This is a genomic window from Vibrio sp. 704 (assembly GCF_033339295.1).
Window position 1 is genome coordinate 107,511 of record NZ_JAWOUH010000003.1, and the last position, 24,284, is coordinate 131,794.

Consider the following 24,284-nt stretch of genomic DNA (forward strand, 5'->3'; position numbering starts at 1 on the left):
GTTTTTGTATCTATTTACGAGGTAGGCTTCGAACAACATAAGACAAGCCGAGACTGTAGGACGGCAGTCTCGGCTTATTAGCGGAACTTCACGAGGAAGCGACGTTTATTCCTCTGGAATATCGTCCCTGACTTCGATCATTTCAGCAAGCTCTTCGAGTGCTTGGACAGAAAGCTCAGACAAGCGTTGTAGGTGTTGGTCTAAGCTCTCTTGTTCTTCAAGCTCTGGTTCATCATTATTTGTTTCTTTTATTAGCATTTCCCAACCTCTCAAGTTGAGTAAGGGGAGCTCTCATCATACTCAAAAGGCAAAGTAGAAAAGAAACGATCTATGTTGATTTTGTTAGCTCGATCATTGATTCAACTTATATATGAGAAGGATGTGTTTAATAAGGAGAGCAAGTGCAAGGTTTTTGGATGCGGGAACAAAAACGCCAGTAATCATGACAATTACTGGCGAGTAATAACGAACATTATGTCGGAGGGTTAGAACAACGGCTTCACACCGAACTGCTCTGCCGCGTAAGCGACGCGTTCAATCGGTTTTGGATACTCAGCAGGTGTGCCAAGGCTCTCTATGTGTTTCAAACGAGGAAGCAAGCCTGCACCATTAGCGATTTGGATTGCCAGACCAGGGCGAGCGTTAAGCTCTAAAACCATAGGTCCTTCATCTTTATCCAGCACCATATCCGTACCCATGTATCCCAAACCTGTCATTTCCCAGGCACTTGACGCAAGCTCCAGCAAGCGCTCCCAATGCGGTACTTGAAGGGTCGAAAGGTCTTTACCTGTATCAGGGTGATGAGTCACTGGATGATCGAACTGCACCGCTCTGACGGCTTTACCTGTCGCGATGTCAATGCCTACTCCTACGGCACCTTGGTGAAGGTTTGCTTTGCCGTCGGAAGCCGCTGTAGAACAGCGCATCATCGCCATAACTGGATAACCTTTAAATACGATGATCCGAACATCTGGTACGCCTTCATAACTGAAGCCATCAAAACAGTCATCAAACTTGATTAAGTTTTCAACCACAGCAACGTCATTTTTACCACCAAGAGAGAAAAGGCCAGCAAGCGCATTACTAATGTGACGCTCGACCTCATCCCTACCAATTGTAGAGCCGGAGGGTTTGGTATATACCCCGTTTTTGTGAGACGTAACAACCAGAATGCCTTTACCGCCACTACCTTGTGCAGGTTTGATTACAAAACCAGGCCAGTTCTCAACCATTTTGTGGATAGTCTTAACTTCAGCTTGGTTATGAATGACACCGATCAGGGCAGGAACTGTTGCTCCTGCTGCCTGTGCAATAATTTTGGTCTTTAGCTTGTCATCGACAAGTGGGTATTTAGAACGATCATTGTAACGGCCAATATAGCTGTGGTTACGCTTGTTCATCCCCATAATGCCTTTATGGCGAAGCTTAGACGGCGAAGTAAAACTTTCGAACATCGTTTAGTCCTCCGCTAGTGGTTTGAAGCGTCGTAGCTCAGTGAGGCGGTAACCTGTGTAAGTACCTAGTAATAGAATACCGGCCAGAACAATCAACTGTAGACCAATGAAGTTAAAGGTTAAGTGTTGAATGTATGAGTTCGTCATTGCAAGGTAAACTAATACCGCTGTCAGCAATGAACCACCACCTTGCAGAGCAACTTCCTTCGCACCTTCTTCTTCCCATAGGATTGACATACGTTCAATCGTCCAAGACAAGATGATCATAGGGAAGAAGGTAATTGTTAGGCCTTCCGTTAAGCCCATCTTAAACGCAACAACGGTGAACACCGAGATGATCATAATAACGGTAATAATGACCGCAGATATCCTTGCTACCAGCAATAAGTTCAACCTAGACAAATAGCTTCGAATAATCAGGCCTGTACCTACAATTAGCAAGAAACCGACAATACCCGTTAATAGTTGAGTTTGAACAAAAGCAACGGCAATCAACACAGGCATGAAGGTACCGGATGTTTTCAGGCCGATAATCACACGCAAGAACACAACGATCAGAGCACCAATAGGGATGAGCATGATGGTTTTGAACATCGCTTGCTCTTCCAAAGGTAAGCTATGAATTGAAATATTCAGTAATCCATCTGCTTCTATTTTGTTGTTTGTAGCTTGTTGTGGTGTCATTTCTTGCTTAATCATCGAGAAATGCACTTGGCTATTTTTACCACCAACAAGGTCAAGTAAGGATACGTTTGATTCATCCCACACTAACAAGTTGGGTTTCACTGCTTTTTGTTCGGATTTTGGTGAAAACAGTACCCAATCTTTACCTGACCAAACCTGAACCATTGGTTGAATTGTTTGGCGTCGACGACCATCTTCTAGTTCGATAACACCGACGGTTTTGCTCTGTATACCTGCGGTAAGCAAAATATTATGCAGTGCATCAGTACGGCTGAAATCGTTCAGTAGTAGCGACGAGTTTTGGCTATCTGGGTCATTAAGCGCTTTGATAAGCTCACGAGTAAACGTCACATTATCGGCTGAGCGACTCATCGCACGTTCGATAAGGGCATTTGCCGCTGCTGCTTGTGGTGCTGATAGCGTTGGTGGCGTAATGTCTTCCGTTGGCGGTAAAGGAGTGACTTTAGCCTGAGGGTCTACTAAGAACTGGGCTTTGTAGTATATGGTTTGTGGCCCTTGAGCTTGGCGAATTGACCATTCTGCACGACGGCCTGAATCGTCATTGATGTAGGAAACGCCATAACCTGATGAGGAAGCAGATTCACCAATAAGTGTGTAACCACTTTGCGTATGCGGTGCTGCAAGTGACGCTTTTACTTCGTTGCCGTTAGCATTGAACTCAATACGAGCTTCTACATCCCACACCTGGCGAGTTTCGCCTGGCGTCCAAGGCACGCCGTAGTTTTCATGCCTGAAAACACTCAGAGCAATGCCCGCAATCACCAATAAGATGATAGAAAGGTAAAACGGTATTTTTGACGTCATAATCTACCTTATTATTTTTTATCTTCGTCCGTTTGGATATAGGTACGACTTACATCGACAAGTGCTATGTCGCGCATAAATTCTCTACCCAGTAAAATAGGATGGTTCATATGTGAGCGATCTGCCAACGTAAATTGCGCTTTTTCATGAATTTTTCCAACGCGCACCCAAAGTTCTACCACAGCGCGGCGTTCTAACTCTTCACTGGTAACCTGGCGGATTTTGACGTAGCGAATGACAGGAGCTTCGATCCAAGTACTTTTCTCTTCTTCGGATTTACTGGTATCTGCTAAGTGGAATCGGACCCATTTTTTGCCATTTCTTTCGAACTCTTCAATATCAACGGCATTTAAAGACGACGTCGCGGCACCAGTGTCGATACGTGCATCAAAAGTTTGCTTAATCGACTCTACAGTGACCTTTTCGATAGAGCCAAGGACAATATCGTGAGTTGGGGTTGGTTCCACAGGAGCGGGAGATTGGACAATAATCGGCTCTTTCGGTTTTTTTACTTCTGCCATTGCTTCATCGCGAAATGTAAGAAGTTCAACCTGTAGTTTATCGACTTGTTCTTCAAGGCTGTCGATATAGTCCGATTGGTTGCTGAGCTGCAGCTCTAGGTTGGTAATGCGATTATTGACATTCGCTTCTGAATTTTGAATCGCCGCTAACGTTTCTTGGTGGTACTGTTCGCCTTTGGTTAGTGAGCATCCAGATAGTAAGGCGATGGCAACAATCGGGGTCAATCGTAATAACATTGAAAACCTTGGGATTGGATTAAGTTGTTTATTTTTTAGGAGTTTAGCTTATATCGATAAAGCCTCACAAGTAAGAATGTTTCTCTATTACTTATTGTTTGAGGAATAGTGATGAAAAGCCAAAAATCAAGGACATAAAAGCGCATCCTTATTTAGAGCGTGCTTATATTTTGACGTGACAAATGGATTCAAAAAACAAACTCGCTCATTACGAGGAAAGAGGGTAATGTCTTAACTCGTAAAATGAGTTAAGACAATGTCAGGAATCTCAGCGAATTATGATTTGCGAGCGACAAGAACCGCGCGGCGAGGGGCAGGGTAGCCTTCTACAGTCTTGCTTGGGTCGTTCGGATCTAAGTAGTCAGGTAGAGAGTTATGCGTCATCCAATCTGTGGTACGTTGTTCGTCTACGGACGTGATGTTTTCATCAACGATACGAACATCTTCAAAACCGACCAATTCTAGCCACACTTTTAGGGCTTTTGCTGAAGGGAAGAAATAGACATTACGCATTTGCGCGTAACGAGAAGTCGGGACCAGTACTGCATTCTCATCACCTTCAATCACGAGTGTTTCCAATACGAGTTCACCTCCAGATACTAATTGATCTTTTAGTTGCACTAAATGATCGAGAGGCGAGCGGCGATGGTAAAGCACGCCCATGCTGAATACCGTATCGAACGCTTCTAACTTAGGTAGTTGTTCAATGCCCAATGGCAATAAGTGTGCACGTTGGTCATCGCCCATTAGTTTACGAATTGCTTCGAACTGAATCAGGAACAGGTGAGATGGATCGATACCGACAGTTAAGCGTGCACCTTCGCCTAGCATGCGCCACATGTGGTAGCCGTTACCACAACCTACATCGAGTACGCTGCGATTCTTTAATGGAGAAATATGTGGAAGCACGCGGTCCCATTTCCAATCACTGCGCCACTCAGTATCAATATGGATGCCGTGTACGTGGTATGGGCCTTTGCGCCAAGGATGGAATGTACGAAGTAAGCTTTCTAGCTTTTTAAGTTCCCCTTGAGGCATCGGCTCATTGTTTGAAATCGTGACAGAATCAACAATGTCGATGTTGTCCGGTCTACCCGCTGGGATTTTGTTCAGGGCTTTCAACCAGCGACCAAAGTCACCGTGCTCTGCATTTTGCCAATCCGTTAGCTGTTGTGGAAGCACATTAAGCCAAGGTTGAAGACGAGTGTCTTGGGCAATCAATTGGTAGAAATTTGCAAAGTTAAACATAGTTAGTTAATCGCTGAGTTGATGGGTATAAATTATTAACAAAAGCCGAAATCGGTATGGTTCAGGTTTGGTATGCATGGTCTATTTAATCGCGAACATGGAGCCGAAGTTAAAGCATTGGAACCAAACATCGTAGCTAGAAAAGCCAATTTTAGCGAAACGCTCTTTATGTTCTTTCTTTGAATCTGGGCGCATTACGTTTTCTATCGCGCTGCGCTTTTGGCTGATTTCTAGTTCGCTATAACCATTCGCACGTTTAAAGTCGTGGTGAAGGTCAATTAACAGTTCGTTCGACACTTCATCTTCGAAGACGAATTTCTCAGATAGAATCAAAATGCCACCCGGACGCAGGCCAGCGTAAATTTTTTCGAGCAAGGAGTAACGATCTTCTGGAGAGAGGAATTGCAAAGTGAAGTTCAACACCACCACTGACGCGTTTTCAATTTCGATATTGCGAATGTCTGCTTCTACTACATCCACAGGAGTGTCACTGCGGTAAGCGTTGACGTGAAGTTTACAACGCTCAACCATTGCAGGAGAGTTGTCCACTGCGATGATTTGGCAACCTTCTTGTTTGATATGGCGACGCATAGACAATGTTGCAGCACCCAAAGAACAGCCAAGGTCATAGATGTTTGAGTGAGGTTTTACAAAACGCTCTGCCAGCATACCGATTGCAGAAATGATATTGCTGTAACCCGGTACCGATCGTTGAATCATGTCAGGAAATACTTCCGCTACGCGTTCATCGAACGTGAAATCCCCAATTTTATCGATTGGAGCCGAAAAAATAGTATCTGGATTGCTCTTAGGGTTCATAACTAAGTCTCTGCATACAAGCCGCCTGAAAATGTCAGGCACCAAAAAAGGCGCGTATTTTATGGGAATTTCGCGCCTCTGTCATGTGTTGCGTTAGAACATCTGTAACTGCGAGTTGCCATCGTCAGCTGGGAAAGGCGCTAACTCAGGGAGCGTGATACGTTTTTGTATGTCTTTATACAGGTTTGCAGCCAACTCTGGCGCAATTATATTGTCTGCGGTATGGATCATGACATATGGCTGTTTACCTTCGGCAATCCATTGTGGCAACTTGTTGAGCCATGGTTTAAAAAACTCGTAATTTTGCTGTTCTTCTGGATGACCAATAAAGCGAATCAAAGGGTGTGAAGCGGTAGCAATGGCGTGAACAGGGACTCGTGGTTTTTTCATTTGTGCATCAATAATCGCCTCATTGTCGGGCTTAGCGGCAAAGACTGGGCGGCTATCCATAATAATGCGGTCAATATTATTCTCTACTAACCATTGGTTAAGTGCTCGCTCTTCTTCGCCTTTGGAGAAAAATGCCATATGGCGAACCTCAACACCGAGAGGGAAGTTAGGTGGAAAGCTCGCACAGAACTTTTTCAGTCGATCAAGGTGCTCAGGACCAAATGCGGCTGGTAATTGAATTGTCCATTGGCCCACACGGTCATGCAAAGGCTCCATGACTTTCATGAAATCTCTCAGTTGTTCGCTGCAACCTCTTAGCATTTGCTCATGAGTAATGGCTTTAGGAAGTTTGAAAGTAAAGCGAAAATCATCGTGGGTTGCGGCTCTCCAGTTTTGCACTGTATTGAGCGTCGGTGTGGCATAAAATGTCGTGTTGCCTTCCACGGTATGAAACACTTGCGCATACCTTTCTAAACGTTCAGCAGGCTTTGTCCCGCTGCCGTAAAAACTTTGTTGCCATTGATTGTGCGACCACATTGTCAATCCAAGTCGAAGAGGTAAGTTATCCATTATTCTTTACTGCTTGCTACTCGTGTGAATACTTTACGAGAGTTTTGCTGAAATAGGTAATTTCACGCTATAATCCTCCCCAATTTTTTCGCTTTGGTGCGCTTTTGAACATTTGTTGTACTAAAAAGCACCAGTGAATGATAAAACACACGTAATTGTATGTTGAGTAGTCGATTTTCGTGGACATTCAGCGTATAACAGAATCTTTACTCTGCTTAGCAATGAGGCTGACAGAGCGTAGTTAACAACATTTGAGAGATTGGGAATTTCATTATGCGTACCCATTACTGTGGTCACCTGAACAAGTCCCTTGCAGGACAAACTGTAGAACTTTGCGGCTGGGTTAACCGTCGTCGTGATTTAGGCGGTCTTATTTTTATTGATATGCGAGATCGCGAAGGTATCGTTCAGGTAGTTGTTGATCCAGATATGGCGGATGCGTATGAAGTGGCGAACACACTTCGTAATGAATTCTGTATCAAACTAACGGGTGAAGTGCGCGTTCGCCCAGAGAGCCAAGCAAACAAAGACATGGCAACAGGTGAAGTCGAGATCCTTGCGAAAGGTCTTGAAATCATCAACCGTTCTGATGTTCTGCCTCTAGATTTCAACCAAAAGAACTCTGAAGAGCAACGCCTGAAGTACCGTTATCTAGATCTACGTCGTCCTGAAATGAGCGACCGCATCAAGCTACGTGCTAAAGCGTCTAGCTTTGTTCGTCGTTTTCTAGATGACAACGGCTTCCTAGACATCGAAACGCCAGTACTAACAAAAGCGACTCCAGAAGGCGCTCGTGACTACCTAGTACCTAGCCGTGTTCACAAAGGCAGCTTCTACGCGCTTCCTCAGTCTCCACAGCTATTCAAACAGCTTCTAATGATGTCTGGTTTTGACCGTTACTACCAAATCGTTAAGTGTTTCCGTGATGAAGACTTGCGTGCTGACCGTCAACCAGAATTCACTCAGATCGATATCGAAACGTCATTCATGACGGCTGACCAAGTTCGTGCAACGACTGAGAAAATGGTTCGTGAAATGTGGCAAGAGCTACTAAACGTTGACCTAGGTGAATTCCCAGTAATGCCGTTCAGCGAAGCGATTCGTCGTTTCGGTTCTGACAAGCCAGACCTACGTAACCCACTGGAACTAGTAGACGTTGCTGACCTAGTGAAAGACGTTGAGTTCAAAGTATTCTCAGGTCCAGCAAACGACGAAAAAGGCCGAGTTGCCGTTATTCGCGTTCCAGGTGGCGCTTCTCTGACTCGTAAGCAAATTGATGGCTACGGTGAATTCGTTGGTATCTACGGTGCGAAAGGTCTAGCTTGGATGAAGGTTAACGACCGTGCAGCGGGCATGGAAGGTATCCAATCTCCAGTCGCTAAGTTCCTAAATGAAGACGTGATCAACGGCATTCTAGATCGTACTCAAGCGGAATCTGGTGACATTATCCTATTTGGCGCTGATAAAGCGGGCATCGTTGCAGAAGCAATGGGTGCGCTACGTTTGAAACTAGGTAAAGACCTAGAGCTAACGGATGAGTCTGCATGGGCTCCACTATGGGTTGTTGACTTCCCAATGTTCGAAGAAGATGACGAAGGCAACCTACACGCGATGCACCACCCATTCACATCGCCTCTAGGTGTGACTGCAGAAGAGCTAAAAGCAAACCCTGCTGCGGCAAATTCTAACGCTTACGATATGGTTCTAAATGGCTACGAAGTGGGCGGCGGCTCTGTTCGTATCCACAACGCAGATATGCAAGAAGCCGTATTTGATATTCTAGGTATCACACCTGAAGAGCAACAGCTTAAGTTCGGTTTCCTGCTTGATGCGCTGAAATTCGGTACGCCTCCACATGCTGGTCTTGCATTTGGTCTAGACCGTCTAGTAATGCTGCTATGTGGCACAGAGAACATCCGTGATGTTATCGCGTTCCCTAAAACAACAGCAGCGGCGTGTCTACTAACAGACGCACCAAGTATTGCGAACCCAGCAGCGCTAGAAGAGCTAGCAATCGCAGTAACTGCAGCGAAAGAAAAAGACGCAGAATAAGCGCACAACATTTGAAGAAAACTCCCGCAACTGCGGGAGTTTTTGTTTAAATAAACCCAAGAAACTTCCAAAGCAATTTCCCAAGCAACGCTTTTTAGAACATGTTTTGTTATTAAGCGTCAAAATACATTAAAAGGTGAATTATGGCTGGTCATAGTAAATGGGCGAATATTCGTCACCGTAAAGCAGCGCAAGATGCGAAGCGCGGCAAAATCTTTACTAAATTAATTCGTGAAATCGTTGTTGCGGCAAAAGAGGGGGGCGGTGAGCCAGAAAATAACCCACGTTTGCGAGCAGCAATTGATAAAGCACTGTCTAACAACATGACACGTGACACTGTCAGCCGTGCTGTCAGCCGAGGTGCTGGTGGTGAAGGCGACGACAACATGGAAACCGTGATCTATGAAGGTTATGGTCCAGGTGGTACGGCGGTCATGGTCGAATGTATGACGGATAACCGAAATCGTACGGTATCTGGCGTACGCCATGCATTCTCAAAGTCAGGCGGTAATCTGGGGACGGATGGTAGCGTCAACTATCTTTTCGACAAGAAAGGCGTGATTTCATATGGCCCAGGTTTAGATGAGGATGCGGTAATGGAAGTAGCATTAGAAAGTGGTGCTGATGACATTGAAACGGCAGAAGATGGCTCGATTGATGTCTACACGGCCCCAGGCGATTTTGGGCTCGTAAAAGATGCTCTTGATGCCGCAGGGTTTGAGGCAGAGAACGCGGAGGTGTCGCTGATCCCATCTACGAAAGCAGATTTGGACGCGGATACTGCGCCAAAACTACTTCGTTTGATTGACGCTTTGGAAGATCTGGACGACGTTCAAGAGGTTTATCACAATGGTGATATCTCTGACGACGTTGCGGCTACGCTAGATTAAACTCAAGGTGTCGGGAGCGGTATTTGCTCCGAAGTTAGCAAGTAATAATAAAAAGACTGAGGCCGAATTAGGCCTCATTTTTAGGAACATTCATGTCAATTATTTTGGGCATTGACCCAGGTTCGCGCATTACCGGCTATGGGGTCATTCGTCAAAATGGACGCCACTTGCAATACCTTGGTAGTGGCTGCATTCGTACTTCAGAAAAAGAACTTCCGGGTCGGCTTAAACAGATTTATGCAGGCGTCACGGAAATCATTACCCAGTTTCAACCGGACGTTTTCGCGATCGAGCAAGTGTTTATGGCCAAAAACGCGGATTCAGCGCTAAAACTTGGCCAAGCTCGTGGCAGTGCAATTGTTGCTGCGGTGAATGCGGAGTTGCCGGTATTTGAATACGCGGCTCGTCTTATTAAGCAAGCTGTCGTCGGCACTGGTGGCGCGGACAAAGCGCAAGTTCAGCATATGGTTCAGCAGATGCTTAAATTGCCCGCCAAGCCTCAAGCGGATGCAGCCGATGCTTTAGGTGTGGCGATTTGTCATGCCAATACTAACAAGACTCTCGTTGCGTTAGCGGGCAAAGCAACCAGTGCCAGAAAAGGGCGCTACCGTTAAAATTAACTGGATGTCTATCCAGTTCTTTATTATCCTGTCGCAAATTCATTTCCAAAGAGTATTTATAGTGATTGGACGTCTTCGTGGCATACTGATTGAAAAACAACCACCTGAAGTATTAATTGAAGTTAATGGCATTGGTTATGAAGTCCAGATGCCAATGAGCTGTTTTTACGAACTGCCAAATGTTGGCGAAGAAGCCATTATTTATACTCACTTTGTTGTCCGTGAGGATGCGCAATTGCTATACGGTTTCAACACAGTAAAAGAACGAGCACTTTTCCGTGAAGTGATCAAAGCCAATGGCGTTGGTCCTAAACTCGGTCTTGGTATTCTCTCTGGTATGACAGCAACGCAATTTGTTACTTGTGTGGAACATGAAGACGTTTCTACGCTGGTTAAGCTTCCAGGCGTTGGCAAGAAAACCGCAGAGCGATTGGTTGTTGAAATGAAAGACCGCTTGAAAGGGTGGGGCGCTGGCGATCTATTTACGCCATTTACGGATGCTGCTCCTGCGGATTCTGGTGCAACATCCAACAACGCAGAAGAAGAGGCAATCAGTGCGCTTCTAGCTCTAGGTTACAAGCCGACTCAAGCGTCGAAAGTGGTATCTCAGATCGCTAAACCGGACATGAGCAGTGAGCAAATGATCCGTGAAGCTCTAAAATCAATGGTGTAACGCTGGTTGCGCAGTGAATATTTGTTCAAGATAACTCATTCTCTAAGGTTAATGCCAATCGCTTAACGATGTTTTTTTGTGTCATTCCAGCGAGCCTGGCGAGACTGGGAATCTAATAGCAGCACGCTGAGCGGTTAATGAAACAATTTGACCATAAATCGCTCGGATAGAAGATCCTGTATCACGCTCCTTCGTCGCTGTACAGGATGACGAGATATAGAAATATGCCACTTGCTGTTAAACGAGCGGCATTATTCTCTCAGGTAACCATTTTTCAAGGTAAAAAGATGATTGAAGCCGATCGTTTAATCGCGCCAGAAAACCCTGCCTTTCGTGATGAAGATGTCATTGATCGTGCTATTCGGCCAAAAAAATTAGCGGATTACCAAGGTCAGGACCATGTCCGTGACCAAATGGAGATCTTCATTAAAGCTGCTCAGTTACGTAGCGAAGCACTTGATCACCTTTTGATTTTTGGTCCCCCAGGTTTGGGTAAAACCACACTTGCGAATATCGTTGCCAATGAAATGGAAGTGAACATTCGCACTACTTCAGGCCCTGTACTTGAGAAAGCAGGCGATTTGGCCGCGCTGTTAACCAACCTTGAAGAAAACGATGTGTTGTTCATCGATGAGATTCACCGCTTGAGTCCGATGGTTGAAGAGGTGCTGTATCCGGCGATGGAAGATTATCAACTGGATATTATGATCGGTGAAGGTCCGGCCGCTCGTTCTATTAAGATCGATTTACCACCGTTTACGTTAATTGGTGCGACGACCCGAGCGGGCTCTTTGACGTCACCATTGCGCGACCGCTTTGGTATTACTCAGCGCCTTGAGTTTTATAAGATAAAAGACCTCCAAGATATCGTGCAGCGAAGCGCGGATTGTTTAGGTTTATCAATGGAACCTGAAGGTGCATTGGAAGTGGCAAGACGTGCGCGTGGCACACCACGTATTGCTAACCGTTTGCTACGCCGTGTTCGTGATTATGCGGAAGTAAAAGGCAATGGTCACATTTGCGCCGATGTTGCCGATAAGGCGTTGAATATGCTTGATGTGGACGCCGAAGGCTTCGATTACATGGACCGTAAGCTACTACTCGCGATTATGGAAAAATTTGGTGGTGGTCCGGTCGGGCTCGACAACATGGCAGCGGCAATAGGTGAAGAAAAGGACACTATTGAAGACGTTCTTGAGCCTTATCTTATTCAGCAAGGTTATTTACAACGCACTCCGCGTGGAAGAATCGCGACAGATCGTGCGTATTTGCATTTCGGAATTGAAAAATAAGATTCCCTCGCTGGGCCTTTGTTGCCCAGCGCTTCATTAAAGTTGACCAAACTCACATTTTTTGAATTTTTTCTCATACTGGTTTAGTAAGTAAAAAGCATTGATTGTTAACTCGATGTTTGCTTGCAACTGGTTAATTTCTCTCCTGATTACTCTCTCTTAACATCCGTATCCAATACTGGTTGATCTAGATCAATGTGATGGATTTTTGTGCAAATTCCGCGCATAAACATTGATGTATATCAAAGCGCGTTACGGCTATAAACCTTTTGAAACAATCTGTTTTTACAAGTAATATTAGCCCCAGCTATATTAGCTGATGCTTAACAATTAACTAACCAATGAAGCACATTTTTGCAACAATGAGTTGTGATAATTCAACATTTTTCAAGTGTAAATAACACCTGAATATGGATTGCAATATGTAGAGAGTGTCATTCAGCCGACACATAGGAGTTACCATGATTGACGTAGTTGATCTATCGCGGTTGCAGTTTGCACTGACAGCGATGTATCACTTCCTATTCGTACCATTGACCCTTGGTATGGCCTTCCTTCTGGCCATTATGGAATCGATGTACGTAATGACGAACAAGCAAATCTATAAGGACATGACCAAGTTCTGGGGTAAGCTATTCGGTATTAACTTTGCACTTGGTGTGGCGACAGGCCTTACCATGGAGTTCCAGTTTGGTACGAACTGGTCTTACTACTCCCACTATGTAGGTGATATCTTCGGTGCACCGCTAGCGATCGAAGCACTTGTCGCATTCTTCCTGGAGTCAACTTTTGTTGGTCTATTCTTCTTCGGGTGGGATCGTCTATCTAAACGCCAACACTTAGCGGTTACCTGGCTTGTGGCACTAGGCTCTAACTTCTCTGCTCTTTGGATTCTTATCGCAAACGGCTGGATGCAAAACCCAGTAGGCGCAGATTTCAACTTCGAAACCATGCGAATGGAAATGGTGAGCTTCTCTGAGGTTGTACTAAACCCAGTTGCTCAGGTTAAGTTCGTGCATACGGTTGCTTCTGGTTACACTTGTGGCGCAATGTTTATTCTAGGCATCAGTTCATACTACCTATTAAAAGGTCGTGACATTGCGTTTGCTCGTCGTTCGTTTGCTATTGCTGCTTCTTTCGGTATTGCAGCTATCTTATCTACCATCGTTCTTGGTGACGAATCTGGCTACGAGCTTGGTGAAGTTCAAAAAGTGAAACTCGCTGCAATTGAAGCAGAGTGGCACACTGAACCTGCACCTGCCGCATTTACGTTATTTGGTGTTCCTAATCAGGAAACGATGCATACCGATTACGCAATTAAGATCCCTTACGTAATGGGTATTATCGCGACACGCTCTTTTGATGAGCAAGTAACAGGTCTTCGTGATTTACGTGATGAACACGTCGATCGTATTCGTGACGGCATGTACGCTTATGAACTTCTAGAGAAGCTTCGTGCGGGCGACAAGTCAGAAGAAAACATGACTGCGTTTGATGAAGTGAAAGGTGACCTAGGTTACGGTCTACTTCTAAAACGCTACACAGACAATGTTGTTGATGCAACAGAAGAGCAAATCCAAGCTGCTGCGGACGACTCAATCCCAACAGTATGGCCGCTATTCTGGTCATTCCGTATCATGGTTGCTTGTGGCTTCATCATGTTGTTTGTCTTTGGTGCGGCGTTTATCCAAACGTGTCGTCAGAAGATTGAACAGAAACAATGGATTCTAAAAGCTGCACTATTTAGCATTCCACTACCTTGGATTGCAATTGAAGCGGGTTGGTTCGTCGCTGAGTACGGCCGTCAGCCTTGGGCTGTAGGTGAAATTCTACCAGTGCATGTTGCAGCTTCTGCGCTAACTGCAGGTGAAATCTGGACTTCACTCTTCGCAATTCTGGCGCTATACACGGTATTCCTGATTGCAGAAGTTTACCTAATGTTGAAATTCGCTCGTAAAGGTCCAAGTAGCCTGAAAACGGGTCGCTACCACTTCGAGCAAAATGCTGACTCTGTTGAAGACAAAGTTAGTCGCCAAGTAGAAGCGTAAGGTAAGGAGATAACAAGATGTTTGATTACGAAATCTTGCGACTCATCTGGTGGGTACTAATCGGTGTTCTACTAGTTGGTTTTGCAGTAACAGACGGCTTCGATATGGGTGTAGGCGCGCTTGTACCTATCATCGGTAAAAACGACACGCAACGCCGTGTCATGATTAACTCAATTGCTCCTCACTGGGATGGTAACCAAGTTTGGCTTATCACTGCTGGTGGTGCACTGTTCGCAGCTTGGCCTTTGGTTTACGCAACGTCATTTTCAGGCTTCTACTTAGCGATGATTTTGACACTAGCAGCGCTATGGCTTCGTCCTCTGGGCCTAGACTACCGCTCTAAAATCGAAGATCCAAAATGGCGCAATACCTGGGATATCTGTATCTCAATCAGTGGTTTTGTTCCGCCAATCATCTTTGGTGTAGCGTTTGGCAACCTTCTACAAGGTGTACCATTCCAATTGAGTGAGTTCTTGATGCCAACATACCATGGCTCATTCTTTGGTCTACTAAACCCATTTGCACTGTTGTGTGGTTTAGTAAGTTTGTTCATGATTTTGATGCAAGGTTCTACTTGGCTACAAATGAAAACAACAGGCGAAGTGCATGTGCGTGCGCGCAACGTTGCTCAGTTGGCTGGTTTACTGACGGTTGCTGCGTTTGTAGCGGCTGGTTTCTGGATCCAAAATATCGATGGCTACGTCATTGTTGGCGGTATCGACACTAACGCTGCTTCTAACCCTCTAAACAAAGAGGTTATCCGTGAAGCTGGTGCGTGGATGAAGAACTTTGAAAACTACCCACTACTATGGGCTGCTCCTGTATTAGGTGTTGCAATGCCGCTTCTCGCTGTATTGGCATCTCGTCTTGAAAAATGTGCGATTTCGTTCATTACTTCAAGCTTGGGTGTTGCTGGTGTTATCTTTACTGCAGGTTTTGCGATGTTCCCATTCATCATGCCTTCAGACTTAATGCCAAGCCACAGCTTAACAATGTGGGATGCAACGTCATCTGAGCTGACTCTGAACCTAATGACAGGCGTTGCGTTTGTTATGGTGCCAATCATCCTTGGTTACACATCTTGGACTTACTACAAGATGTTTGGTCGCCTTGATGACCAGTACATTGAAGACAACAAAAACTCACTTTACTAAGGAGCATTTACTATGTGGTATTTCGCATGGATTCTAGGTGTACTACTTGCTTGTGCATTCGGTATCATCAACGCTCTTTGGCTAGAGCACTCAGAAATGATGGATAAAGACAGTGAGTAACCTCGCTGATAAGGTAGCGAAACTTCACGCACCAATGGATAAGACTCTGCTACGAGTCTTATCTCTCATCCTTGGCTTTATGCACGTAGGATTGGTGATGTGGGACCCTGAAGCTTACCATCAAGCAATTGGTGGTTTTAACTCAATCATCGCACCAGCACTGATTTGGTCTGTATGTTCAAGCATGGTGTATGGGGTGGGCTTCAAGCCAAGAAACTGGTACTGGCAAGTTTTGTTTAGTCCTTATTTCTCGTTAGCTATCTTAATTTATCTAACGGCACTTTATTTCATTTAGGCAGAAATATGCTGTAATAAAGTCGGTTACTAAATCATCGAATAAAAGCTAGGTATCTCGCCTAGCTTTTATTTTTTCTACAAATTTCAAAAATATTTCCTTAGCTCGGTACCAATTGCTGTCGCTTCAGTTATAGTAATTACTTTAAAGAATTGAATATATTGGTACTCCCTTGCAAGGCACATCAAATCTCTTTCACTGGCCGATCACCGTGTACTATGAAGACACTGATGCGGGCGGTGTTGTATATCATTCTAATTATCTAAAATTCTTTGAGCGCGCACGGACAGAGATGTTACGTGCTAAAGGCATTTCTCAACATGTGTTACTGGAACAAAATATCGGCTTTGTTGTCCGACACATGGATATCGATTTCAACCAAGGGGCTAGGCTGGACGAGCATCTGACAGTCGTAACCCGAGTGTCAGAAATAAAACGTGCTTCTCTACAATTCTGTCAAGAGTTGGTCAATGATCAAGGCAAGATATTGTGCAAGGCCTCGGTTAAGGTAGCATGTATCGATAATAAGAAAATGAAACCAATAGCTATTCCAACCTTTATAAATTCGGAGCTAACAAATAGTGACTGCTGATATTTCCATTTTAGATCTCTTTCTTCAGGCCAGTCTGTTGGTAAAGCTTGTGATGCTGACGTTGCTTGGCATGTCAATTGTGTCATGGGCAATGATCATCAAGCGCAGCAAAGTGCTTTCTCAAGCATCAAAAAATGCAGAGCAGTTTGAAGACAAATTTTGGTCGGGTACTGATCTTTCTCAGCTTTACCAAAAAGTAAAAGCGCGTAAAGACGAAATTGAAGGCACAGAAGAAATCTTCTACGCAGGTTTTACAGAGTTTGCTCGCCTACGTAAGAGCAACGCAAATTCACCAGCTTACATCATGGAAGGCACTGGCCGCGCAATGCGCGTTGCTGTTTCTCGTGAAGTAGATGAGCTAGAAACAAGCTTACCGTTTTTGGCAACAGTCGGTTCTATAAGCCCTTATATCGGCCTATTTGGTACCGTTTGGGGCATCATGCACGCCTTTATTGCGCTGGGTGAAGTAAAGCAAGCTACGCTGTCTATGGTTGCACCGGGTATCGCCGAGGCACTTATCGCGACAGCGATGGGGCTATTTGCGGCTATTCCGGCAGTAATGGCGTACAACCGCCTAAGCAATAAAGTGAGTAAACTAGAGCACACTTACGCAACATTTTCTGAAGAATTCCACAGCATCCTTCATCGTCAAGCGATGGCTGGCCGAGACAGCGCGGATAAGGAATAAAGCATGGCGGGTTATCAACCTAAAAAGCGAAAAATGACAGCGGAGATCAACGTTGTTCCGTATATCGACGTAATGCTCGTACTGTTGATCATTTTTATGGCGACCGCTCCATTTGTGACTCAAGGCGTCGACGTTGATCTTCCGAAAACATCGACCGCAGAATCTATGCAAGACCTTGCTGGCGAGACTGACAGTAGCTTTATTATCATCGAAATTGATAGCGAGGGTAATTTAGGCCTAAGCGTAAATGATGAAGAAGTTCAGCGAGGTTTGTCGTTGCAAGATGTTATTGTGCGAGTGAAAGCGGAGCGAGAGGTTAAGCCGGATTCACCAGTTGCGGTAGGTGGCGACGCGGCAACACCATATGCCGATGTTGTTCTATTGCTGGATGAACTAAGTCGAGCTGGTATCCCTAAGGTAGGTCTAATGACCGATATCAGGGAATAGACATCAATTATCTATGAAAGATCACAAGAAGAAACCCAACCAATACGCCAAACCGATAGCAATATCGGTTGGTTTGCATGCAATTCTAGTTGCAGCCCTGCTTTGGGGGACGGACTTCAACATGTCTAAACCAGAGCCTACAGGACAAATGGTTCAAGCTGTTGTCATCGATCCAAAACTTGTGCAGCAACAAGCGAAAGAAATTCGCCAGCAACGCGAAAAGGCAGCGAAAAAAGAACAAGAGCGTCTTGATAAACTGAGACGCGAAGCAGAGCAGCTAGAAAAAAACCGCAAAGCTGAAGAAGAGCAAATTCGCAAGTTGAAAGAGCAGCAAGCGAAAGATGCTCAAGCGGCACGAGAAGCAGAAGCTGCACGTAAGAAAAAAGAGCAAGAGCGCAAGCAGGAAGAAGAACGTGTTCGCAAAGAAAAAGAGCGAGCTGCTAAGCTAGAAAAAGAGCGCAAGGAAAAAGAAGAAGCCGTGCGTAAAGCTGAGCAGGAGCGTTTAGTAAAAGAGGCGGCTATAGCAAAAGCTGAGCAAGAACGTTTAGCTCGTGAAAAAGCAGCAAAAGAAGCGGAAGAAAAAGCACGTCGTGAGCGTGAAGCTGCTGAAAAAGCTGAACAAGAGCGCATCGCAAAAGAGAAAGCGGCAAAAGAGGCGGCGGAGCGAGAGCGTAAAGCGAGAGAAGCAGCTGAGCGTGCCGAGCGTGAGCGTAAAGCTCAAGAAGCCGCGTTAGATGATATTTTTGCGGGTCTCGAGGATGAGGTCAGTAAAAACAGTGCTGCGCGCAATCAATTTATTGACGACGAACTTTCTCGTATGTCATCCATCTATACTCAAAATATTCAGCAAAAGCTGATTAAGGATGACTACTTGCTGGGAAAGGAGTGTAGGGTAAACATCAAATTGATTCCGACAGGAACTGATATGATGGTCTCTGGTGTTACCGTTTTGAGTGGCGATACTCGAGTATGTGCTGCGGCAAAGCGAGCAATAGCTCAGGTAGGGACGTTCCCTAAATCTTCAGAATCAGCGGTCAATGAAAGACTAAAAGACATCAACATAACTGTTGCTTTGGACTAAAAGGAATAAGACGTGATTAGACGCCTTTTACTAGGAATGTTTGTACTGCTTAGCAGTATGACAAATGTGGCGAATGCCGCATTAGAGTTGGTCATTACCGATGGTATTGATTCAGCACGACCAATTGCTGTTGTTCCGTTTAAGTGGGAGGGCACACAAGCGCTTCCAACGGATGTTTCTGCTGTTATCGCCTCGGATTTACAACGTAGTGGTAAATTCAGCCCAGTTCCAACGAGCAAAATGCCACAAACACCGTTCAGTGAATCAGAAGTTAATTTTGATGCTTGGACCAATTTAGGTGTGGATGCGCTATTGACTGGTTCAATCAAGCAAAACGACCAAGGTGACTACGTTATCAACTATCAACTTGTTGATATTGTGCGTGGTCAGTTAACAGGTGGGAAGAGTAAGGCGCTTGGTAGTGACGGTGAATTGGTTCTGTCAAAAGATCATGTGCTGTTCAATAAAGTAGCCACTGTTCAAGGGCCTCGTATGCGTGAGTACGCTCACCGTATCTCTGATTTGGTGTATGAACAGTTAACTGGCGACCGTGGCGCTTTCATGACTCGTATCGCATATGTGGTAGTGAACGATAAAGACCGTTTCCCTTACCAACTTCGAGTCGCTGATTACGATGGCTACAATGAGCGTCTGGTTTTACGCTCTAAGCAACCATTAATGTCACCAGCGTGGTCACCAGATGGTAAAAAGCTTGCGTATGTTAGCTTCCAAAATGGCCAAGCAGAAATCTTCATAATGAACATCTACACAGGTGAACGTGAGAAAATTACTTCATACCCACGTCACAATGGTGCACCAAGATTTTCGCCTGATGGCAATAAGTTAGCGATTGTTCTTTCTAAAACAGGCTCGCTTCATGTTTATACGTTTGACCTTAACACTCGTAAACTGACGCAAATTACGCGTGGCAGATCAAATAATACGGAACCGTTCTGGCATCCGGATGGAAAATCGTTGATTTTCACATCGGATAGGGGTGGTAAACCACAGATTTATCAAGTAAATTTGGGCAGCGGTTCTATTGACCGTTTGACTTGGCAAGGCAGCCAAAATTTGGGTGGTCAGATTACTCCTGATGGGCGATTCCTAGTTATGGTGAACCGCAGCAACGCAGGATTTAATTTGGCGAAACAAGATTTGGAAACTGGTGCTCTTCAAGTCTTAACTAAGACCTTGCTTGATGAGTCTCCTAGTATTGCCCCAAACGGTGGCATGGTTGTGTATAGCTCGATTTACAACAAGAAAAACGTACTATCGATGGTGTCAATTGATGGTCGATTCAAAGCTAGATTACCGGCAACAAATGGGCGTGTTCGAGCGCCTGCATGGTCACCGTTTTTGTAGTAATAAGTTTGATTAATAAAGGAAAATAAGATGCAACTGAACAAGGTTCTAAAAGGGCTACTAATCGCGCTTCCTGTAATGGCTGTTACAGCGTGTAGTTCAAGCGACGACGCTGCTTCTAACACTGGTGCAGCAACAAACAACAATGGCGCAGTGGAAACAACAGTAGCTACGCCAATTGATCAAAGCGGTCAGTTGACAGAGCAAGAGCTAAAAGAGCAAGCGCTACGTGAAACTCAAACAATCTACTTTGCTTTTGACAACTCAACAATTGCAGCAGATTACGAAGAGATGCTAGCGGCTCACGCTTCTTACCTAAGCAAGAACCCAGCACTTAACGTAACTATCGAAGGTCACGCTGATGAGCGCGGTACACCTGAGTACAACATTGCTCTAGGTGAGCGTCGTGCACAAGCAGTAGCGAACTACCTACAAGCACTAGGTGTTCAAGCTGACCAAATCTCAATCGTTAGCTACGGTGAAGAGAAGCCACTTCTTCTAGGTCAATCAGATGAAGTTTACGCTAAGAACCGTCGCGCGGTTCTAGTATACTAATTCGAGGTAATCCTCATGTTCAGTAACACTAAGCGCGCTGTTGCGCTTACGTTACTGGCAAGTGCAGCGAACTTTGCGTTCGCTGCACCAGCTCCAGTATCCGATCTCAACAGCACATCATCCGTCTCTAAGAGCCGTTCATCTGAAACGGAAGTAGAGCGTCTAGAGCGCTTGCTACAAAACCGCAATCGCGTTCAGCTCCAAATGCAACAGCAAATTGACCAAATGTCACAAGAGATCAGTGAATTACGTGGTCAATTAGAGCGAAATAGCTACGAAATGAAGCAAATGTTGCAACGTCAACGAGAGTTGTTTGTCGAGCTGGATCGTGTTCGTGGAGAGATAAAATCCGCGCCTGCGCAAGAAGCGAAACCGGCTAAAACAGGTGGTCAGTACACACCAAATGTTGATGAGCAAACGGCATACCAAAATGCAGTCGACCTCATCCTCAAGAAACGTGACTACACTGGCGCAATTGCAGCGTTCCAGCAGTTCCAGAAAGATTATCCTGATTCTACATATTCAGCGAATTCTCACTACTGGCTAGGTCAGTTGTACTTCGCTAAAAAGCAGGATGAGGATGCAGTGAAAAGTTTTGCCGCTGTGGTGTCTTACAAAGACTCCAATAAGCGAGCCGATGCGTTGCTTAAATTAGGCGAAATCGCTGAGCGTAATAACAATGCAGCTCAAGCGAAAAAGTACTACCAACAAGTGGTTGATGAATACCCAGGTAGTGCATCTGCAAAACTTGCCAGCTCTAAGCTGTAAGACGTTATGTTTTGAAAAGGAAGCCTCGGCTTCCTTTTTCTTTTCCATTTTCTGTTGGTGCAGAACGGCTAAGTCGATAGCAATGATGCAGAGCCTCTGACCTTGTGTTGTACCGAATTTCGCTACTCGGAAATGCTACCTGTAACAAAGATATACGGCTAGACCGCTAGAAATCCCCGCGACAAGTTGGTTTTTGAAAATTAACGAGGTTACAATACTCGGATTAAAGGAAGTTGCGTAGAGCAAGAGCAATGAGCCATATATTAGATAAAATCGACACTGTTTACCCATTCCCACCGAAACCAGTTCCATTAAGCGAAGAAGAAAAAGCATCTTACATTGAGCGTATTAAAAAGTTACTCAAAGAAAAAGATGCGGTACTTATCGCGCACTATTATACCGACCCTGAGATTCAAGCCCTAGCTGAAGACACTGGCGGGTTTGTTGGTGACTCGTTGGAAATGGCGAAGTTTGGTAATCGTCACCCTGCAAGTACATTGATTATTGGTGGTGTTCGCTTTATGGGCGAGTCGGCCAAAATTCTGACACCAGAAAAGCGCATTCTAATGCCAACGTTGGAAGCGGAATGTTCGCTCGACCTTGGCTGTCCTGCGGATAAGTTCAGCGAGTTTTGTGATGCTCACCCTGATCATACGGTTGTAGTTTACGCAAATACTTCAGCAGCGGTTAAAGCCCGTGCCGACTGGGTCGTTACATCGAGCATTGCGCTTGAAATCGTGGAACACTTAGACGCTGAAGATAAGCCAATTATTTGGGGACCAGACCGTCACCTAGGATCGTACATCGCTAACAAAACTGGCGCAGATATGCTGCTTTGGCAGGGTGAGTGTGTGGTTCATGATGAGTTCTCTGCTGATGCGCTACGAAAAATGAAGAGCGTGTATCCAGATGCGGCTATTTTGGTTCACCCTGAGTCACCAGCAAGCGTCGTAGAACTTGCCGATGCCGTTGGATCAACGAGTCAGCTGATCAAAGCAGCGAAAGAGCTTCCTCACAAACAAATGATCGTTGCGACAGACAAAGGCATTTTCTTTAAAATGCAGCAACTTGTGCCAGAGAAAGAACTTATCGAAGCGCCAACCGCAGGTGCAGGCGCAACATGTCGCAGCTGTGCACACTGTCCTTGGATGGCAATGAACGGTTTGAAAGCAATTGAGAAAGCGCTTAGTGAAGGTGGTGAAGAGCACGAAATTTTTGTTGATGAAGCGCTACGTGTGAAATCACTTATCCCACTGAACCGCATGCTAGATTTTGCTGAGCAGCTAAATATGCAAGTGAAAGGTAATGCTTAAAAAGTAGGCGTAACTGAAAGTAAATCTCAAAAACCAGCCGAATATGGCTGGTTTTTTTGTGTCTTACTATCAATGAGTTACTATTGATGCAATCAATGAATATCGAGGTCATAAATTTATGGCGGTGTGGTTAGTAGTTAAAAAGTGGCTTAGTTCCCACCTTTTTAAATTGAGCAACCGAAGCCTTCTCATCTTTAGTGGCTTATATGTGAGCCTTTCATGGTGGCTGCTGGTTCTCGCTGGTGAAACAGCATTAACAGACAGTTTCGCTAACTTTATCTATTACCTCATGGTTACGGCGAGTACGGTGGGTTATGGCGACCATTCTCCAGTAACAGATATGGGTAAATGGGTTGTCGTACTATTTGTAATCCCCGGCGGTTTGAGCTTATTCGCCGCATTATTGGGGCGTGTCGCTGGAGCAGCGATGGACTATTGGCGAGCGGGTATTTTAGGAAAACGGAGAGTAAGAGTGGAAAACCATATTGTATTGTTGGGCTGGAATGGATCGAGAACGATGCACCTTATTCGCATGTTACAACATGAAGAAGAGGGAAAGCGCCCGATTGTTTTATGCAGCCGTTCAGAAATAGAGAACCCGTTACCTGGCGAAATCAGTTTTATCAAAGTGACCAGTTATACCGATTCGCAAGAAATGAAAAACGCCAATATTGCCGAAGCCGCTTGCATTATTGTGGATAATCTCTCGGACGACATTACCTTGTCAGCCGCTCTATACTGCGCATCTGTAAACCCTTCCGCTCATTTGGTCGCTTACTTTAAAGATGAAGCGCTAGGCCGACTTCTAAGTCAGCATTGCCCGAAAGCGGAATGCATACCTGCTGTTGGCGCAGAAATGTTGGCAAAAGCGGCGGTTGACCCGGGCTCAAGTGCGCTTCATCAGGAGCTTTTGGCTTCAACACGAGGTATGACGCAATACTCAGTTATTTATCCTGAGGGGCAGTCTGCCACCACTATTGAGAATCTCTTCGTTTTTCTCAAAAGACGCCATCATGCCACGCTGATTGCTTTTGATATTGGCGATGGTATTCAACTCAACCCAGATTTAGATGCTGAAGTACCCGCGAGTACCAAGCTGTTTTACATTGCAGATGAACGTATTGAAGATTTTGCCTGGAAAGAAATGAACAAGGAACAATAATGCACATGATTGCTGGCCTGTTAGCAGGCTTCCCAAACTTTTTACTCTATTTCTCTGTTTCTATTATTTTTGTATTGGCGTTTAAGTTCATCTACGTCAAGTTGACGCCATACGATGAGTGGCATCTGATTAAAGAAAAACAAAATACAGCAGCAGCGATTGCGCTAAGTGGGGCTTTCCTTGGTTACTGTCTCGCGATTTCGGGGGCGGCAAAAAACTCAGTCAATATCGTCGATTTTATGGTATGGGGCGTTGTCGCAATGCTTGCTCAAATTATCGCATTTGCAATTGTACGCTTTATTTTACTTCCGAAAGTGGCAGAGCGTATCGAAAAAGATGAACTGCCAGCCGGTATTGTATTAGCAGCAGTTTCTGTTTCGGTTGGCGTATTGAATGCCGCGTGCATGACCTACTAGGAGGA

At 45.1% G+C, this 24,284-nt stretch carries 26 protein-coding genes; 19 read left to right on the forward strand and 7 right to left on the reverse strand.

The features are described 5' to 3' along the window. Window positions 1–105 precede the first annotated feature (105 nt). The 7 genes from R7R24_RS06510 to R7R24_RS06540 all read right to left on the reverse strand — a co-directional run bounded on the left by R7R24_RS06510 (window position 106) and on the right by R7R24_RS06540 (window position 6,715). The gene (locus R7R24_RS06510) at window positions 106–258 is read right to left on the reverse strand and encodes a hypothetical protein (protein WP_005378381.1); all 153 of its coding nucleotides are present in this window, start codon (window positions 256–258) and stop codon (window positions 106–108) included. Between the two features lie 227 nt (window positions 259–485). Then, on the reverse strand, window positions 486–1,454 hold the full coding sequence (locus tag R7R24_RS06515; RefSeq protein ID WP_005378387.1) for an alpha-L-glutamate ligase-like protein: 969 nt from the start codon (window positions 1,452–1,454) through the stop codon (window positions 486–488). 3 nt (window positions 1,455–1,457) lie between these two features. Continuing rightward, complete coding sequence (locus tag R7R24_RS06520) at window positions 1,458–2,963, reverse strand: inactive transglutaminase family protein (protein WP_005378389.1); 1,506 nt, start codon at window positions 2,961–2,963, stop codon at window positions 1,458–1,460. Window positions 2,964–2,974: 11 nt separating this feature from the next. After that, the gene (locus tag R7R24_RS06525; protein ID WP_005378391.1) at window positions 2,975–3,721 is read right to left on the reverse strand and encodes an ATP-dependent zinc protease; all 747 of its coding nucleotides are present in this window, start codon (window positions 3,719–3,721) and stop codon (window positions 2,975–2,977) included. Window positions 3,722–3,997: 276 nt separating this feature from the next. Beyond that, window positions 3,998–4,969 carry a tRNA 5-methoxyuridine(34)/uridine 5-oxyacetic acid(34) synthase CmoB gene (gene cmoB, locus R7R24_RS06530; protein WP_005387902.1) on the reverse strand — a complete coding sequence of 324 codons (972 nt, stop codon included), beginning with the start codon at window positions 4,967–4,969 and terminating at the stop codon, window positions 3,998–4,000. A gap of 81 nt (window positions 4,970–5,050) precedes the next feature. Then, entirely contained in the window at window positions 5,051–5,788 is a 738-nt protein-coding gene (gene cmoA / locus R7R24_RS06535; RefSeq protein WP_017635063.1) for a carboxy-S-adenosyl-L-methionine synthase CmoA, read from the reverse strand. A 93-nt stretch (window positions 5,789–5,881) separates the two neighbouring features. Next, a complete protein-coding gene (locus R7R24_RS06540; protein WP_224721216.1) occupies window positions 5,882–6,715 on the reverse strand; it encodes a DUF72 domain-containing protein in 834 nt (277 codons plus the stop codon). A gap of 306 nt (window positions 6,716–7,021) precedes the next feature. Between R7R24_RS06540 and aspS the strand changes: the two genes are divergently transcribed. The 19 genes from aspS (at window position 7,022) to R7R24_RS06635 (ending at window position 24,279) form a co-directional block, all read left to right on the forward strand. Then, complete coding sequence (gene aspS / locus R7R24_RS06545; protein WP_005378401.1) at window positions 7,022–8,800, forward strand: aspartate--tRNA ligase; 1,779 nt, start codon at window positions 7,022–7,024, stop codon at window positions 8,798–8,800. A gap of 143 nt (window positions 8,801–8,943) precedes the next feature. Further along, the gene (locus R7R24_RS06550; protein WP_191115700.1) at window positions 8,944–9,690 is read left to right on the forward strand and encodes a YebC/PmpR family DNA-binding transcriptional regulator; all 747 of its coding nucleotides are present in this window, start codon (window positions 8,944–8,946) and stop codon (window positions 9,688–9,690) included. Window positions 9,691–9,782: 92 nt separating this feature from the next. After that, window positions 9,783–10,304, forward strand: coding sequence for a crossover junction endodeoxyribonuclease RuvC (gene ruvC, locus R7R24_RS06555; RefSeq protein ID WP_005387909.1), 522 nt, complete (start codon window positions 9,783–9,785; stop codon window positions 10,302–10,304). Window positions 10,305–10,371: 67 nt separating this feature from the next. Continuing rightward, window positions 10,372–10,983 (forward strand): Holliday junction branch migration protein RuvA, encoded by a 612-nt coding sequence (ruvA, locus tag R7R24_RS06560; RefSeq protein ID WP_005378313.1) that lies wholly within the window; start codon window positions 10,372–10,374, stop codon window positions 10,981–10,983. Window positions 10,984–11,270: 287 nt separating this feature from the next. Next, window positions 11,271–12,275, forward strand: a complete 1,005-nt coding sequence (gene ruvB / locus R7R24_RS06565) for a Holliday junction branch migration DNA helicase RuvB (RefSeq protein ID WP_005378312.1) — start codon at window positions 11,271–11,273, stop codon at window positions 12,273–12,275. 461 nt (window positions 12,276–12,736) lie between these two features. Next, window positions 12,737–14,323: a cytochrome ubiquinol oxidase subunit I gene (cydA, locus tag R7R24_RS06570; RefSeq protein WP_005378311.1), complete on the forward strand. Its 1,587-nt coding sequence runs from the start codon at window positions 12,737–12,739 to the stop codon at window positions 14,321–14,323. 17 nt (window positions 14,324–14,340) lie between these two features. Then, complete coding sequence (cydB, locus tag R7R24_RS06575; protein WP_006742909.1) at window positions 14,341–15,477, forward strand: cytochrome d ubiquinol oxidase subunit II; 1,137 nt, start codon at window positions 14,341–14,343, stop codon at window positions 15,475–15,477. Between the two features lie 12 nt (window positions 15,478–15,489). Next, window positions 15,490–15,597, forward strand: a complete 108-nt coding sequence (cydX, locus tag R7R24_RS06580) for a cytochrome bd-I oxidase subunit CydX (RefSeq protein ID WP_000270284.1) — start codon at window positions 15,490–15,492, stop codon at window positions 15,595–15,597. After that, window positions 15,590–15,892: a cyd operon protein YbgE gene (gene ybgE, locus R7R24_RS06585; protein WP_005378304.1), complete on the forward strand. Its 303-nt coding sequence runs from the start codon at window positions 15,590–15,592 to the stop codon at window positions 15,890–15,892. Before cydX ends, ybgE begins: the two co-directional genes overlap by 8 nt. 172 nt (window positions 15,893–16,064) lie before the next feature. Continuing rightward, window positions 16,065–16,484 (forward strand): tol-pal system-associated acyl-CoA thioesterase, encoded by a 420-nt coding sequence (gene ybgC / locus R7R24_RS06590; RefSeq protein ID WP_017820044.1) that lies wholly within the window; start codon window positions 16,065–16,067, stop codon window positions 16,482–16,484. Continuing rightward, the gene (gene tolQ, locus R7R24_RS06595; RefSeq protein WP_005378301.1) at window positions 16,474–17,172 is read left to right on the forward strand and encodes a protein TolQ; all 699 of its coding nucleotides are present in this window, start codon (window positions 16,474–16,476) and stop codon (window positions 17,170–17,172) included. Before ybgC ends, tolQ begins: the two co-directional genes overlap by 11 nt. A 3-nt stretch (window positions 17,173–17,175) precedes the next feature. After that, the gene (locus tag R7R24_RS06600) at window positions 17,176–17,619 is read left to right on the forward strand and encodes an ExbD/TolR family protein (protein WP_005378298.1); all 444 of its coding nucleotides are present in this window, start codon (window positions 17,176–17,178) and stop codon (window positions 17,617–17,619) included. 13 nt (window positions 17,620–17,632) lie between these two features. Next, window positions 17,633–18,700: a cell envelope integrity protein TolA gene (gene tolA / locus R7R24_RS06605; protein WP_206946645.1), complete on the forward strand. Its 1,068-nt coding sequence runs from the start codon at window positions 17,633–17,635 to the stop codon at window positions 18,698–18,700. A gap of 12 nt (window positions 18,701–18,712) precedes the next feature. Then, on the forward strand, window positions 18,713–20,065 hold the full coding sequence (tolB, locus tag R7R24_RS06610) for a Tol-Pal system beta propeller repeat protein TolB (protein ID WP_081048878.1): 1,353 nt from the start codon (window positions 18,713–18,715) through the stop codon (window positions 20,063–20,065). A gap of 30 nt (window positions 20,066–20,095) precedes the next feature. Then, a complete protein-coding gene (gene pal, locus R7R24_RS06615) occupies window positions 20,096–20,620 on the forward strand; it encodes a peptidoglycan-associated lipoprotein Pal (RefSeq protein ID WP_005378293.1) in 525 nt (174 codons plus the stop codon). A gap of 15 nt (window positions 20,621–20,635) precedes the next feature. Then, window positions 20,636–21,388 (forward strand): tol-pal system protein YbgF, encoded by a 753-nt coding sequence (ybgF, locus tag R7R24_RS06620; RefSeq protein ID WP_005387926.1) that lies wholly within the window; start codon window positions 20,636–20,638, stop codon window positions 21,386–21,388. Window positions 21,389–21,639: 251 nt separating this feature from the next. Further along, entirely contained in the window at window positions 21,640–22,701 is a 1,062-nt protein-coding gene (nadA, locus tag R7R24_RS06625; RefSeq protein WP_017820046.1) for a quinolinate synthase NadA, read from the forward strand. Window positions 22,702–22,819: 118 nt separating this feature from the next. Next, a complete protein-coding gene (locus tag R7R24_RS06630; RefSeq protein WP_017820047.1) occupies window positions 22,820–23,863 on the forward strand; it encodes a potassium channel protein in 1,044 nt (347 codons plus the stop codon). Next, a complete protein-coding gene (locus R7R24_RS06635; protein ID WP_005378281.1) occupies window positions 23,863–24,279 on the forward strand; it encodes a DUF350 domain-containing protein in 417 nt (138 codons plus the stop codon). The genes R7R24_RS06630 and R7R24_RS06635 overlap by 1 nt, the downstream gene beginning before the upstream one ends. Window positions 24,280–24,284: the final 5 nt, after the last annotated feature.